The 14,176-nt window shown below is 73.9% G+C and carries 12 protein-coding genes; 7 read left to right on the forward strand and 5 right to left on the reverse strand.

All coding sequences use genetic code 11. From position 1 onward, the window contains the following. Positions 1-6: 6 nt before the first annotated feature. The 4 genes from ACMXGY_RS10020 to ACMXGY_RS10035 are packed head-to-tail and all read right to left on the reverse strand — an operon-like array spanning position 7 to position 4,494. The gene (locus ACMXGY_RS10020) at positions 7-1,062 is read right to left on the reverse strand and encodes a zinc-binding dehydrogenase (protein ID WP_483776676.1); all 1,056 of its coding nucleotides are present in this window, start codon (positions 1,060-1,062) and stop codon (positions 7-9) included. Further along, complete coding sequence (phnE, locus tag ACMXGY_RS10025; RefSeq protein WP_483776677.1) at positions 1,038-2,681, reverse strand: phosphonate ABC transporter, permease protein PhnE; 1,644 nt, start codon at positions 2,679-2,681, stop codon at positions 1,038-1,040. Before phnE ends, ACMXGY_RS10020 begins: the two co-directional genes overlap by 25 nt. After that, positions 2,678-3,505 carry a phosphonate ABC transporter ATP-binding protein gene (gene phnC / locus ACMXGY_RS10030; RefSeq protein WP_483776678.1) on the reverse strand — a complete coding sequence of 276 codons (828 nt, stop codon included), beginning with the start codon at positions 3,503-3,505 and terminating at the stop codon, positions 2,678-2,680. Before phnC ends, phnE begins: the two co-directional genes overlap by 4 nt. 2 nt (positions 3,506-3,507) lie before the next feature. After that, on the reverse strand, positions 3,508-4,494 hold the full coding sequence (locus ACMXGY_RS10035; protein WP_483776679.1) for a phosphate/phosphite/phosphonate ABC transporter substrate-binding protein: 987 nt from the start codon (positions 4,492-4,494) through the stop codon (positions 3,508-3,510). 244 nt (positions 4,495-4,738) lie between these two features. On the opposite strand from ACMXGY_RS10035, the gene ACMXGY_RS10040 reads away from it, so the two are divergent. Beyond that, positions 4,739-5,902, forward strand: coding sequence for an alpha-D-ribose 1-methylphosphonate 5-triphosphate diphosphatase (locus ACMXGY_RS10040; RefSeq protein WP_483776680.1), 1,164 nt, complete (start codon positions 4,739-4,741; stop codon positions 5,900-5,902). 286 nt (positions 5,903-6,188) lie between these two features. Here the strand turns inward: ACMXGY_RS10040 and ACMXGY_RS10045 are convergent, their stop codons facing one another. Continuing rightward, positions 6,189-6,740: an arsenate reductase/protein-tyrosine-phosphatase family protein gene (locus tag ACMXGY_RS10045; protein ID WP_483776681.1), complete on the reverse strand. Its 552-nt coding sequence runs from the start codon at positions 6,738-6,740 to the stop codon at positions 6,189-6,191. Between the two features lie 231 nt (positions 6,741-6,971). Here ACMXGY_RS10045 and ACMXGY_RS10050 point away from each other — a divergent pair, with 231 nt between their 5' ends. From ACMXGY_RS10050 to ACMXGY_RS10075, 6 genes are all read left to right on the forward strand, one after another. After that, entirely contained in the window at positions 6,972-8,732 is a 1,761-nt protein-coding gene (locus ACMXGY_RS10050) for a DUF4012 domain-containing protein (protein WP_483776682.1), read from the forward strand. 88 nt (positions 8,733-8,820) lie between these two features. Beyond that, entirely contained in the window at positions 8,821-9,381 is a 561-nt protein-coding gene (locus ACMXGY_RS10055) for a peptidase (RefSeq protein WP_483776683.1), read from the forward strand. A gap of 68 nt (positions 9,382-9,449) precedes the next feature. Further along, positions 9,450-10,985, forward strand: a complete 1,536-nt coding sequence (locus tag ACMXGY_RS10060) for a sugar transferase (RefSeq protein ID WP_483776684.1) — start codon at positions 9,450-9,452, stop codon at positions 10,983-10,985. A gap of 28 nt (positions 10,986-11,013) precedes the next feature. Further along, positions 11,014-12,102: a glycosyltransferase family 4 protein gene (locus tag ACMXGY_RS10065; RefSeq protein WP_483776685.1), complete on the forward strand. Its 1,089-nt coding sequence runs from the start codon at positions 11,014-11,016 to the stop codon at positions 12,100-12,102. Then, the gene (locus ACMXGY_RS10070) at positions 12,099-13,217 is read left to right on the forward strand and encodes a glycosyltransferase family 4 protein (RefSeq protein ID WP_483776686.1); all 1,119 of its coding nucleotides are present in this window, start codon (positions 12,099-12,101) and stop codon (positions 13,215-13,217) included. Before ACMXGY_RS10065 ends, ACMXGY_RS10070 begins: the two co-directional genes overlap by 4 nt. Then, entirely contained in the window at positions 13,214-14,155 is a 942-nt protein-coding gene (locus ACMXGY_RS10075; RefSeq protein WP_483776687.1) for a polysaccharide pyruvyl transferase family protein, read from the forward strand. The genes ACMXGY_RS10070 and ACMXGY_RS10075 overlap by 4 nt, the downstream gene beginning before the upstream one ends. Positions 14,156-14,176 lie beyond the last annotated feature (21 nt).

The following is a 14,176-nucleotide window of genomic DNA, read 5'->3' on the forward strand; positions in this document are numbered from 1 at the left end:
GTCGCATCACGGGACGACCGCCGCTCGGGGCGCCGGGCCCGCCGGGCCGACGAGCACCCCGGGGAGGTCGTCGAGCGTGACCGGCGGGGTGACGAGCTCGTGCCAGGGCGCGACGTCGTGCGTGCGGGCGAGCAGGTCGAGCGCGGCGCGCAGGTGCCGCGGCTCGTAGTTGTGCACGCCTGTGACCGTGAGCCAGCCGCGCACGACGCGCTCGGCGTCGAGCGGGACCGGAGGTGCCGGGGCGACGGAGCCCGCGAGGACGAGGCGACCGCCGACGTCGAGCCTGTCGAGGCACCGGGACACCGCCGCACCGGCACCGGAGAGCTCGATCGCGACGTCCACGAGGCCGACCGGCTCGTCGGTCCCGCGCGCGGAGGTCGCGCCGAAGCGCAGCGCGAGCCCGCGCCGTCCGGCGTCGGGGTCCGTGACGACGACCTCGGCCGCGCCCGCGTCGCGCGCCGCCGCGACCGCCGTGATGCCGAGCATCCCGGCGCCGCTCACGAGGACGCGGCGGCCGGCGAGCGGTCCGGCGGCCTCGATCGTGGCCATCACGGTCGCGGTCGCGCACCCGGCGGGTGCGGCGACGACGTCGGGCAGCCCCGCGGGCACCCGTACGAGGGTCGCGCCGTCGGGCAGCACGACGTGGCGCGCGTACGTGCCGCTGAGTGGCCAGTCGGAGTCGAACGCCTCGTGCCCGACCTTGCGGACCGACCGGCACTTGGCGCTGCGGCCGGCGAGGCAGCGGTCGCACACGCCGCACGCGACGGTCACGCCCCAGACGACCCGGTCGCCCACGGCGACGGGCGCGCCGTCGTCGGCGAGCGGGGCGTCCGGACCGAGGCGGACGACCTCGCCCACGGCCTCGTGGCCGAGCACCGAGGGCGCGGGCGCTGAGCGCCTGCCCGACACGGTGTGCCGGTCGCTGCCGCACACGGTGGCGAGGCGGACGCGGACGAGCACCTGGCGGGGCTTGAGGTCGGGCAGCGGGACGTCGGTCAGGCGGACCACGTCGCCGCCCTCCCACAGTGCGACGGTGGTCAGGTCAGCTGTGCGCGGATCCACCCGGAGAGCCTCTCGATGAGCAGGACGACGACGAACACGAGGAGGACGATGCCGCCGGCCACCTCGAAGTGCAGGGTGCGGATCGCCTCGAAGAGCAGGAAGCCGACCCCGCCCGCGCCGACGATCCCGAGGATCGTCGACGTGCGGATGTTGACGTCCAGGAGGTAGAGCGACGACCCGACGATGGACGGCATGCCCTGGGGGAGGACCGCGGAGAACAGGACCTTCCACCACCCGCCGCCCACGGAGCGCACGGCCTCGGCGGCGTCGGTCGGGATCTCCTCCACGGCGTCGGCGACGAGCTTGCCGAGGAACCCGATCGAGCCGATGCCGAGCGCCATCGCGCCCGCGACCGGCCCCAGGCCGACCGCGGCGACGAACACGACCGCGAGGATGAGCTCGGGGATCGACCGGACGACGAGGATCGTCGTGCGGGCGGCGGCGTGGACCACGGGGTGCGGTGCCACGGTCCGGGCCGCGAGCAGCCCGAGGGGCAGCGAGAGCGCGATGCCGATCGCCGTGGCGACGAGGCCGATGGCGAGCGTCTGGAGCATCGCCTCCCAGAGTGCCGGTCCGAGCGTGGTGAGGTCGGGAGGGAACATCCGTCCGGCGACCTCGAGGAGGTCGGGCACGGACGTCACGAGCTCGCGCGGGTCGATGTCGAGCCGCACGAACGCGAGCACCGTGATGCCGATCGCCGCGGCGCCCGAGAGGAACCGCACGGCACGGTCGCGCCGGAAGCGCGGCCGGCGCGGGGCGAGCAGCGAGCGCCGGATCCCCATGGACACCAGCTCCATCGCGGCCACGAGCACGAGGATCACGGCGACGATCCCGAGCGCCTTGGGGTAGACGAGGCCGCGCAGCGCGTCCTGGAGCGCGAACCCGATGCCGCCCGCCCCGACGAAGCCCAGCACGACCGACGTACGCAGGTTGATGTCGACGCGGTAGACGAACGCGGAGATCCACGACGGCACCACCTGGGGCACGACGCCGTTGAGCAGCTCGCGCAGCCGACCGACGCCGACGCTGCGCACCGCCTCGCGCGGGCCCGGGTCGGCGTCCTCGATCGCGTCGGCGAAGAGCTTGCCGAGCATGCCGACCGAGTGCAGCGCGAGCGCGAGGACGCCCGGCAGGATGCCGAGCCCGAGCGCTCGCACGAAGAGCACGGCGAACACGAGGTCCGGCACGGCGCGGCAGAACGTGATGACACCCCGGGCGACGGTCGCGACGAGCGGGTGCGGCGTCGTCGTACGGGCGGCCAGGAACGCGAGCGGCACCGAGAGGATCGTGGCGAGCACGGTCCCGAGGAACGCCATGAGCACGGTGTCGAGCGCGAGCGTGGCGACGCGCGCGGGGTCGTCGAGGCGGGGCGGCAGCATCCGCTCGACGAGGTTCACGACGTCCTCGCCGCCCATGACGAGCGTCGGCAGGTCGAGGCCGATGGACGACGCGGCGACGAGGCTGAGCACCACGAAGCCGCCCGCGAGCCAGCGCAGCGTCCGCTGGCGGCGCGTCAGGCGCGGCCGGAGGGGGTACCGGCCGCCACCATCGCCGACCGTGTCCTGCGGCGGTCGTGATCCGGGCCGCGTCCGCTCCGGCGCCTGGCTCGGGGCGCTCACGCGAGCGCCCCGGCGGTCACGGGCTCGCTCGCCGTCCCCGGTGCGACGCGCCGGTAGATCGCCATGGCCTCGTCCTTGGTCAGGCCGGCCGCGGGGCGGTCGAGGACCTTCTCGCCGTTCCGCAGCCCGACGAGGCGGTCCGCCCAGCCGAGAGCCAGGTCGACCTGGTGCAGCGTGCACACCACGGTCAGGCCCTCTTCGGCGCACACCCGGACGAACAGGTCCATCACCGCGCCCGCGTTCTCGGGGTCGAGCGAGGCGACGGGCTCGTCCGCGAGGACGAGCTGCGGACGCTGCATGAGCGTGCGTGCGATGGCGACACGCTGCTGCTGGCCGCCCGACAGGGTGTCGGCGCGCTGGTACGCCTGGCCGGCGAGCCCGACGCGCTCGATGTGGGCGAGCGCCTCCTCACGCATGCGGCGCGAGTACGTGGAGATGCCGTACCGCGGCCCGCGGACCCGGCCCAGCCCGCCGACGAGGACGTTCTCGAGGCACGTGAGCCGGCCGACGAGGTTGAACTGCTGGAACACGAAGCCCACCTCGGTGCGCAGCCGGCGCAGCTCGCGCGACGACGCGCGGTCCACGCGTGTGCCGGCGACGGTCACCTCGCCCTCGCTCGGCCGGTGCAGCCCGTTGAGGCAGCGCAGCAGGGTGGACTTGCCCGAGCCGGACAGGCCGAGCAGGACGAGCAGCTCGCCGCGCGCGACGTCGAGGTCGACCCCCGCGAGGGCCGTGGTCCCGTCGAACTCCTTGACGAGACCACGGACCCGCACGAGAGGCTCGCCCGCCGTCGGACGTGCGGGAGAACCGGTGAGCTCGGGCACGGTCAGCCCTCGCACTTGTCCGACTTGGTGAGGGTGCAGACCTCGCGCGTGCCGTCGTAGTCCGAGTCCTGCGCAGGCGCGAAGCCCCACGCGTCCTCGTCCGTGAGCAGGCACTCGCCGTCGCAGAAGCCCTGCTCGAGGAGGTAGTCCGAGTTTGCCTTCTCCGTGATGAGCGCGGTCAGCGTGGCGATGTTCTCCTCGCCGAGCGCGTCGTTGCCGACGAACAGCGAGCCGGAGATCTTCGGGGACTTCCAGACCTCCTTGAGGTCGCCCTCGGCGAGGTCGCCCGCGGCGGGCAGCGTCTCCTCGACCATCGACTGCATGGCGAAGCCCGCCTCGCAGTCGCCGGCCGCGACGGCGAGCGCCGACGCGTCGTGGCCGCCCGCGAAGATGGGCTGCACGCCGGCCGCGAGGTCCTTCTCCGTGCCGGACTCGATGACGCCGGCGTCGATGAGCCCCGAGCTCGGGTAGAGGAAGCCCGACGTCGAGCCGGGGTCGACGAAGCACACGCTGCGACCCTCGAAGTCCTCGAGCCCGTCGATCTCGGCGTTGTCGCCCCGGGTGATGCCGAGGGAGTAGTAGCCCGGCTCGGCGCCCTCCTCCTCGATCACGGCGCCCAGCGGCGTGATCGCCGCGTCGTTGTGCGTCGCGATGACGTACGCGAAGGAGCCGAGGAACGCGATGTCGACCTTGTCGGCGATGAGGCCCTCGATCACACCGGCATAGTCGGAGGCCTGGCTCACCTCGACGGTCGCGCCCGTCTCCTCCTCGAGCATCGCGATGATCGGCTCGTAGCCCGCGGCGAGGTCGGTCGAGTTCTCCGCGGGGATCGCGCCCAGGCGGATGACCTCCGGAAAGCCGGACGCTGCCGCGGCGGCGGTGTCGCCCGCGCCGTCGGCAGCCTCGCTCGTCCCGCCGCACGCGGACAGCGTGAGGGCCGCGACGCCGGCGAGCGCCACGGCGGCGAAGGTGGTGGTGGTGGTCTTCATGTCGTCGTCTCCGGTGTGACGTCGTGGGAGGCGCCCAGGGGCGGGCGCCGTCGAGGAGTCTGGGAGGGTCGGGAGAACCGACGGTCCGAGAACGGTGAACGGGCGATGAACTGTCGTTCACCGTCTCGCCAGGTCGTCCGGACAACATGCGGTCATGCGCGTGACGACCACTTCTTCCACCGCTGCTGTGCCTGCGGGCGCGTCCGGACGGACCCGGGCCCCGGTGGCGCGCGACCCTCGGGACGTGACCCGCGCGCCCCGGGACTACACGCTGGGCGGCGTCGTCGCGGTGCTGCCCGGCAGCGTCGTCGAGGACGCGCGGGTCGTGGTCCGCGACGGACACGTGGTCGAGGTCGGCGAGCGTCCGCCGGGCAGCCGTGCCGACCTCGACGGCGGGGGAGCGCTGTGCCTGCCCGGCCTCGTCGACGTGCACACCGACGTGCTGGGCCACGAGGCACGCCCGCGCCCCGGTGCCACGCTCCCGCTCGGTCTCGCCGTGCGCACCGCGACCGACCGGCTCGCGACGGTCGGCGTCCTCACGGCGTTCCACGGGGTGGCCTACGGGGAGCGCACGCCCGTGGGCCTGCCCGCGGGGGAGCCCGAGCCCGGCGAGCTGCTCGAGGCGCTCGGGGACCCGGCCGCGCACGACGACGGCGCGCGCGTGCTGCACCGCCTGGACATCCGGTGCCCCGCGGCGGTCGAGACGCTGCGTGCGGTGCTCGACGCGCTGCCCGCCGACCAGGCGCCGGCGCTGGTGTCCCACGAGGACCACACGCCGGGCATCGGGCAGTACGCCCGCCCGGAGACGATGGAGCGCTGGCTCGTCGAGCGGGCGGGGATGTCCGCCGACGGCGCGCGCGGGCACGTGGCGCGCTGGCGGTCCGAGCGCGAGGAGCGTGCCGACGTGGCGTCGTCGACGCTCGAGTGGCTGGGTGGCCTGGCCCGGGCCGGGCGCGTGCGCCTCGCCGGGCACGACCCGGAGACGGTCGCCGACGTCGAGGCGCTCGTGGCCCGCGGGGGCGCGGTCGCGGAGTTCCCGACGACGCTCGTGGCGGCGCGTGCCGCGCGGGACCGCGGCGTGCTCGTCGTGGCCGGCGCGCCCAACGTGGTGCGCGGCGGCTCGCACGCGGCGAACGTCTCGGCGCGCGAGCTCGTCGCGCACGGGCTCGTCGACGCGCTCGCGTCCGACTACGTGCCGGCGACGATGCTCGCCGCGGTGGACGTGCTCGTGCGCGAGGGGCTGGCGTCGTTGCCGCGCGCCGTCGCGCTCGTGACGTCAGGCCCGGCCCGAGCCGCCGGGTCCACCGACCGCGGCGCTCTCGTCCCCGGCGCGCGGGCGGACCTCGTGCTGGTCCGCCCGCGCGGGGGGTGGCTGTCGGTCGCGGCGACGCTGCGCTCGCGGGTCTGACGCCCGGGTCGCGCATGTCTCAGCATGTGAACGGTCTCCCACCGGGCCGAGCGGGTGAAAATCGGGCCATCCCCGGGTGCAACCCCGCGCATAAAGGACATCCGTGGCGATCCACCTCGTCCTGGACATGCGTCCAGCCTGCAGGCGCGGGAGGAGGCGTGCACGCTGCCTGGAGGCACCAGGGGGCGACCGGACGGTCGGCGGCCGCCCGGTGGGGCCTCGCGCGGTCTCGCGCCGAGCGCGTCGGCCTTCCTCCCCGAGCAGGGGGCCGGGAGGAAGGCCGGCCTCAGCGCCGTAGTGCGGCGACGAGCCGGCCCGACTCGGTCCGGATGCGCCTGAGCACCCGCTCGTAGACCTCCTCGTCGCGGCCGTAGGGGTCCACGACGTCCAGGTCGGCCTGCGGGCCGTCGAGGTTCGCCCGCGCGCGCCCGGTGCCTGCCAGGACCGCCCGGAGTCGCGCCCCGTCGTCCTCGGCAGCCGGTGCCTGAGCGACCTGCTCGGCGATCGGGGCGACCTCGGAGAAGAGCAACGTCCGGCGGAGCGCGGCCGGGACGAGCGCGAGCACGTCGGCGCGGTGGGCGCGCGTCATCGCCAGGACGAGGTCCGCCGAGGAGACCATCTGAGCCGTGAGCGCGCGCGCCGCGAAGCCGGATGCATCGACGCGGTGGCGGGCGAGCAGGCGGGACATCGGGGCGGCGACCGGGGCACCGACGACCGCCGCGGTGCCGGCGCTCGTCACCTCGACGGAGTGGTCGAGAACCGAGGAGAGCACGAGCTGGGCAGCCGGCGAGCGACAGATGTTGCCGGTGCAGACGACGAGGACGGAGAGCACGCTCATCCTTCGTGGTGGCGGGTGATCTGGGTAATCTAGCGCGAGCGGCGGGCGTCCGGGAGGGCGCGTCGCCGGCCGGGGGAAACGGTCGCAGGGGGCGACATGGTGCACGACGGTTGGGGTACCCAGTGGTCGGCGACGACCATCAGCGCTCCGAGGCGGACGCAGGCTCGGGGTCTACCCGTCTCCGACCCTCGGCGACGTCGGGCCCCCACACCTCGTCGTCGCCGCGGAGCGTTGCTCGCGATCTCGCTCGGGCTGGTGCTCGTCGTGTGGACCGTCTGGATCACCGTGGACGTGCTGCGCGCGCGCGAGGCGCTGGCCGACGCCGCCGCGAGGCTCCCAGGTCTCCAGGAGCAGGTCCGCGACGGCCAGGACGCCGCCGCCGCCCTCGGCGACATCAGGCGCTCGGCGGACGTCGCCGCGTCGTCGACGCACGGGCCGCACTGGGCGCTGGCACGCGCCCTCCCGGTGATCGGTGACGACGCGAGGGCGCTGGGGGAGGTCTCCACCGCGGTCCAGGAGCTCGCGGACGACGCTCTGCCACGGCTCGCCGACGCCGCCGCGGTCGCCTCGCCGGCCCTCCTGGCCCCGCGCGAGGGTGCCGTCGACCTCGGCCCGGTCCAGGACGCCCGGGACGACGTGACGGGTGCCGACCGGTCGGTCGGCCATGCCCTCGCGACGGTCTCCGCCATCGACACGTCAGCCCTCGTCCCGCCCCTCGCGACCGCGGTCACCGAGCTGCGCACGCAGCTCGAGCAGGTCTCCGCGGAGACCGCGACGGCCGCGCGTGCCGTCGACCTCCTCCCGTCGATGCTCGGTGCCGCCGGCCCGCGCGACTACCTGGTCCTGGTGCAGAACAACGCCGAGCCGCGCGCCGTTGGGGGCATCGCCGGTTCGGTGCTCCACGTCCGCGCCGAGGAGGGTGCGGTCACGCTCCTCGAGGTCCGGCCGGGCAGCGAGCTGGGAGCGTCAGGGACGAGCGTGATCGGCCTCGACCGCGCGGAGGACGCCCTGTTCGGCGACGACCTCGGGCGCTTCATGCTGAACGCGACGTCCACGCCCGACTTCCCGCGGACGGCGGAGGTGGCGCGCGCCACGTGGAAGGACCGGACGGGGCAGGACGTCGACGGTGTCCTGGCCGTCGACCCCGTTGCACTCGGCCGCGTGCTCGCGGCGACAGGGCCCGTGACCGTCACACCCCCTGTCGGCGGTGAGGTGCGGCTGACCGGCGACGTCGCTCCCGAGTTCCTGCTCAACGGCGTCTACCGGCGCTACCAGGATCCTTCGGTCCAGGACGCCGTGCTCGCGTCCGTCGCAGAGGGTGTGTTCGCCGGGCTCGTGCGCGGGGGCGGCGACCCGGCGGCCGTCGTCGGAGCCCTCGCGGAGTCCGCTCGTGAGGGTCGGCTCCTCGTCTGGTCCGCGGACGGCGAGGAGCAGGACCGGATCTCGGGCACGGTGCTCTCGGGCGAGCTGCGGGGGCAGCGTCGGTCGGCCACGGGCGCGACGACGTCCCCGGTCGTCGGTGTGTACCTCAACGCGACGTCGGCCGCGAAGGTCGGGTACTACCTGGACACGACCGTGACGGTCGACGACGTCCGGTGCCGTCCGGACGGGTCCCAGTCCTTCACGATGACGGTCTCCCTCGTGTCGACGCTCTCGCCCGACGAGGCGGCGTCTCTCCCGTCGTACGTGACCGGCGTGGGTGACGACGGGACCGTCCGGACGAACCTGCTCGTCTACGCGCCGTCGTACGGCGGGATCATGGGCACGTCCGGTCCGGACGACGATCTCGGTCTGTACTCCCAGGTGCACGACGGCCTCGTCGTGGGAGCGCGCTCGGTCGTCGTCCCTCCGGGCGGGACGGCCACCTACACGTACGACGTCGTGAGCGGCAAGGACCAGACCGGCGACGTCGTCGTCCGGAAGACTCCCGGGGCCAGATCCCCCCGGGACACCGTCCCCGCTTCCGTGTGCGAGCAAGGTGTGTTCTTCTAGAGGAGCACGGCGGGGGCACGTGCACGCGTCGTTTGGACGCACCCTCGAGGCTCCCGCTCCGTCGAACACGAGGCAGGGGGCCTTCGACATGAACCTTCGACGTGCAGCGACCACGCTGCTCCTGGCCGCGGCGCTCGCCGCGGGACCGGCCGTCGCGCACGCCTACGAGGCGGACGACTACGAGGTCGGCATCTCCACCACCACGCCGGTCGCGGGCGAGTCGTTCACGGTCACCGTGGCCGGGCCGGCCGCGAACCCGACCGTCACCCTGACCATCTCCTCTCCGGACGTCCCGGACGGCGCTATCTCGATCGCCGGGACGAAGGCGTTGACGAAGGGTACGACCGACGGGTTCGCCTCGTTCGCGGTGACGCTGTCACAACCGGGCACGTACTCCCTCGTCGCGACCGACGCGGACGGGACCGTGCTCTCGAGCCAGGAGATCGTCGTGGTCTCCGCCTCGTCCGGGGAGGGGACCGACGGAGCGGACGGGGACGGGCAAGAGGCGACCGGAGCCTCGGGTCCCGGTCTTGCGGAGACCGGTGCGGACCAGGTGTTTCTCGTCGGTGGCGCCCTCCTCCTCGTGGCCGGCGGTGCGACGGCGGTCGCCGTCGCGCGGAATCGGCGGAGGACGAAGCCGCAGGCCTGAACCGGTGCGGGTCCGCCGGTGGGCGGCGGCCACCGCACTGCCGACCGCACGACGTCGCAGGGGGCACCATGACGTTGGAGAAGGACCACGAGATCGACCGGCTGGACGCCGCTGCGCTCTCGGACGACGAGGGGCGTCGGCGGTCTGCGCCGTCGTTCGACGCCGGGCAGCTCGCCCGGATCACGCTGGGCGCCGACCGGCGCCCGGGCTGGAAGGCTCGGCTGGTGCGGCGGACCGCGTTCGTCGACGCGATCGCGGTGGCGATCGCCGTCGGCACCGCGTACCTCGTACGCTTCGACGGGATCGGCGGGGCCACCCTTGACCTGGACTACCTCGCCATCTCCGTCGGGCTGCTCGTCGCCTGGACGACCGCGGTCAGGGTCGCCTTCTCGCGCGAGGGCCGCATGATCGGGACGGGCGCGCCCGAGTACGCACGCGTCGTCAACGCGACGTTCGCCCTGTTCGGGGTGATCGCGATCGTCGCCTACCTCGTGAGGTTCGACCTCGCGCGGGGATACGTCGCGATCGCGCTCCCGGTGGGCCTCGTTCTGCTCGTTCTCGGGCGGTACGCCGTACGCCGACGGCTGGTCGACCTCCGCTCTCGCGGCCGGTGCCGTTCGCGGACCGTGGTCGTCGGCGGTCGGGACGGCGCGGCGCACCTCGTCCACGAGCTGCGCCAGGCGAGCCACACGGGTTATGAGGTAGTCGGGGTGTGCGTGCCCGGAGGCTGCGTCGAACCCGACGAGCAGGTCGCGGGGATCCCGGTCGTCGGCGAGGTCGGTGACGCGGCGGCGCTCGTCGAGCCGCTGGGCGCCGACACCGTCATGGTCACGGGCTCCGACCTCGTCACACCTCGAACGGTCAAGCGCCTCGCGTGGGACCTCGAGCCCTGGGGGGCGGACCTCGTCCTCGCCCCGGCGCTCACCGACGTCGCCGGCCCCCGCATCAGGACCCGGCCCGTCGCGGGACTGCCGCTGCTGCACGTCGAAGCCCCGGGATACTCGGGGCCGGAGCACGTCCTCAAGCGGACGTTCGACGTCGTCGGCGCGCTCGTCCTGATCGCCGTGCTCACCGTGCCACTGGTCGCCACCGCGATCGCGATCCGGACGACGAGCCGGGGCCCGGTGCTGTTCAGGCAGGAACGTGTCGGGCTGTGCGGCGAGCCGTTCACCGTCCTGAAGTTCCGGTCGATGGTCGTGGGTGCAGAGTCGCGGCTCGAGGAGGTGCTCGGCGAGGGCAACGTCGGGGTCTTCTACAAGGCTAGGTCCGATCCGCGCGTCACGAAGGTCGGGGCGTTCCTCCGCCGGTACTCGATCGACGAGCTCCCGCAGCTCTTCAACGTTCTCGGAGGATCGATGAGCCTGGTGGGGCCGCGGCCGCAGGTCGCTCTCGAGGTGGACCAGTACGACGCCGAGATCGGCAGGCGGCTGCTCGTGAAGCCGGGTCTCACCGGGCTCTGGCAGGTGTCGGGCCGGAACGACCTCACGCTCGAGGAGAGCGTACGGCTCGACCTCTTCTACGTCGAGAACTGGACGATGGCGGGTGACCTGCTCATCCTCCTGCGCACGCTGCGAGCGGTGGTGGGGCGTGCCGGTGCCTACTAGACCTCGGGTGGCCATTACCCAGCCCTACGTGCCGGCGTACCGAGCGCGGTTGCTCGGGCTGGTGGTCGAGTCGCTCGGTGACCTCGGGATCGACGCGCACGTCTTCTTCGGAGGCGGCGCCGAGCAGATGCGTCGTCGACGTCGTCGGGGCGACATGGTCGACGTGCCGTGGGCGAGCGAGGTCGTCGCACGCGTCGTGCCCCTCGGGCGCGCCGGTCGGCACCTGCTCCGTCGCGAGCTCCCCGACGGATGGCGGGACGCTCTGCTGGTCACGGAGATGCAGGCGGGCAACCTCGACGCCGTCCTCGCGGGCCTTCGGCGCCGGCCCTACGTCACCTGGGGCCACGGCGCGTCGTACACCGCCGACGAGGTGCGGGTGGCGGCTCGTCTGGAGACATGGGTCAACCGGCATGCGTCGCACGTGCTGACGTACACGGAGGCCGGACGGCGGTCCGTGCTGGGGGCGACGGGGCTGCCGGCCGACCGGGTGACGTCGTTCCACAACTCCACGGACACCACGGCGCTGCGGAAGGAGCTGGACTCCCTGGACACCGCGACGCTGGACCGGTATCGCACGTCGATCGGCCTACCGGACGACGCGACAGCGGCGCTCGTGCTCGGTGCGCTCGACGAGCACAAGCTGCCCCTGCTCGTCCGGGACGCCGCGCTCCTGGCCCTCGACCGGGACCCGGATGCCTGGCTGCTCGTCGCGGGCGACGGCCCAGCCGCCCCGGTCTTCCGGGAGCTCGCCGACCGGACCGGCCGGGTGATCCTCCTCGGGCAGCTCGACGGCCCGGACGTCGCGCGTGCCGGGGCGGTGTCCCGGCTCCTGCTGAACCCGGGACGGGTCGGGCTGGTCGCGGTCGACGCGCTGGCGCTCGGACTTCCGGTCCTCACGACCGACGCGGGCCGGCACGCCCCGGAGATCGAGTACCTGAGCGAGGGGACCGACCTCCTCACGGTGCCCGGCACCGCCGAGCAGCTAGCCGGTGCGTGGCTCGCCCTGGCCTCGAGAAGGCGAGGGAGCCGGGCCACGATCCCCGAGGTGCCCTCGGTCGAGTCCGCGGCCGACCGCATCGTGCGGACCCTGCACCGCGTCGTCAAGGACGCCGTATGAGGGTGGTCCACTACTACGCGCGCTACCTGGAGCATCCGTCGGGGGTGACGGATTCGATCGAGAACTGGGTGCGGCAGGCGCGGCGCGCGGGTCACGACGCTGCGGTGCTCTGCGCCCCGGTTCCCGCCCCTCGTGAGGTCGCGTCGGACCTGAGCGACGTCGTGCGAACCGTCCCGCACGCCGGTCACGGACGCACGTCGTGGGTCCCGAGGGGCCTCACGCGGTACGTCTCCCGGGATGACGTCCTCTACCTGCACGAGGGCTGGGTGGTGAGCAACGTCGTCGCCGCGCGACGCGGCCGGCGCGCCGGGGCGGTCGTCGTCCTCATGCCCCACGGCGTCTACGAGACGGGCGTCACCTCACGCCTGCGCGACGTGGCCGGGATCCGGCGCACCGCTGAGGGCTTCGTGCTGCGGCGGGCAGACTGGGTCCACGTCTTCTACCCGTCGGAGGCAGGACTCGTCGACGCCGTATCCCGGCGCACCGGACGGAGTGGCCGGGCCGCACGGACCCTGGCCCTGCCGAACGGAGCACCCGCCGCGGGAGCGGCACCGCGGTGGGTCGGCGGGGGCGGCTACTTCCTGTGGATGGGTCGTTACGACCCCGAGCACAAGGGGATCGACAACCTGCTGCACCGGTGGGCCGAGCTCCCGGGCCCCCGGCCGCGGCTCGTCCTCGCCGGTCCCGACTTCCGCGGCGGGCGTGGACGGACCCTCGACCTCGTCGCCGATCTCGGTCTCGGGAGCGACGTCGACGTCCGGAGCAGTGCGCGCGGCATCGACAAGGAACGGCTGGTCCGCGGGTGCCGCGCGTACCTGCATCCCTCACGGTGGGAGTCCTGCAGCATCCTCCTGCTCGAGATGCTCGCCGCGGGCGTCCCGACGCTCCTCTCCTCGACGGTGCACGCGGCGGAGCCCTTCGCCGCCCACGGCGTCGCCCGCGCACACGACTTCGGCGTCCCGGGAGGCTTCGCCGCCGCCCTGGGCGCTGTCGACGAGGACCGTGAGCTGGGCGAGACCGCTCGCAGGTGGGTCGCCGAGACGGCGACCTGGGACCGCGTCGGGGACGCCTACGGCGACTGGCTCGCACGGCTCGACGAAAGGAACGCACGATGATCGTGGTCGCAGACCCCGGCGCCGCCTCGACGAACGTCGGCGACCGCATCATCTCCGAGTCGGTCGCCTCGGAGTTCGTGGAACCCCTGCGCGCAGCGGGCCGGACGGTCGAGCTCGTGCCCATGCACGGGTCGCTGTCCGAGGCGCACCGGGAGGCGCTCCGTCGCGCCGAGCAGGTGGTCGTGTGCGGCACCAACCTGCTCTCCGACCACATGCGCTTCCGACGCGCGTGGCACTGGCCGGTGGAGGACATCGACCTCTGCCGCGGCCGCCTGACGTTCCTTGGCGTGGGGTGGTGGCAGTACCAGCGCGCCGGGATCGACGTGGTTTCGGCGCGCTGGCTCCGGGCTCTCGCAGGAGACGCGCCGTGGGCGGTGCGGGACGAGTACACGCTCGCCAAGCTGCGCAGGGCACGGGTCGCAGCCGTCCACACCAGCTGTCCGACGCTCTGGGGCATCGAGAAGCAGGTGCTCCCGTCGGGTCAGCGGCGCGTCGTGGTGACCTTCACGGACTACAGCCAGGACCCGCTCGCCGACGGACGCCTCGTACGAGAGCTGGCCGAGCGTTTCGACGAGGTGCTCTTCTGGCCCCAGGGCCCGGGGGACCCGGACTACGTCGAGCACGTCCGTCGGGGCGTGGGCTCCCTCCTGGGTCCGACCCTGGAGGACTTCGACGCCGTCCTGGCGGAACCCTCGACGGCCTACGTCGGGCTGCGGCTGCACGGCGGGATCCGGGCGATGCAGCGGGGTGTGCCGTCGCTGGTCCTCTCGATCGACAACCGCGCCCGGGAGATCGCCAGGTCGGTGGGGCTGCGCGCCCCGTCGCGGTACGCGACGAGGGTCTACCGCGACGACCTGGGGTCGGGGGAGACGATCGGCATCGCGGTGCCGAGGACCGCCGTCGACCGGTGGCGTGCCGGCTGGGGAATCCACGGATGAGGGCCGAAAGGGACGGGGCGA

The organism is Cellulosimicrobium sp. G4 BAM 1002 (assembly GCF_057126935.1).

What these genes read in the sequence shown, in the direction of transcription:
- ACMXGY_RS10035 (WP_483776679.1), bottom strand. Translation starts at nt 4,494, where the DNA reads ATGAAGACCACCACCACCACCTTCGCCGCCGTGGCGCTCGCCGGCGTC.
- ACMXGY_RS10045 (WP_483776681.1), bottom strand. Translation starts at nt 6,740, where the DNA reads ATGAGCGTGCTCTCCGTCCTCGTCGTCTGCACCGGCAACATCTGTCGC.
- ACMXGY_RS10055 (WP_483776683.1), top strand. Translation starts at nt 8,821, where the DNA reads ATGAACCTTCGACGTGCAGCGACCACGCTGCTCCTGGCCGCGGCGCTC.
- ACMXGY_RS10060 (WP_483776684.1), top strand. Translation starts at nt 9,450, where the DNA reads ATGACGTTGGAGAAGGACCACGAGATCGACCGGCTGGACGCCGCTGCG.
- ACMXGY_RS10070 (WP_483776686.1), top strand. Translation starts at nt 12,099, where the DNA reads ATGAGGGTGGTCCACTACTACGCGCGCTACCTGGAGCATCCGTCGGGG.
- ACMXGY_RS10075 (WP_483776687.1), top strand. Translation starts at nt 13,214, where the DNA reads ATGATCGTGGTCGCAGACCCCGGCGCCGCCTCGACGAACGTCGGCGAC.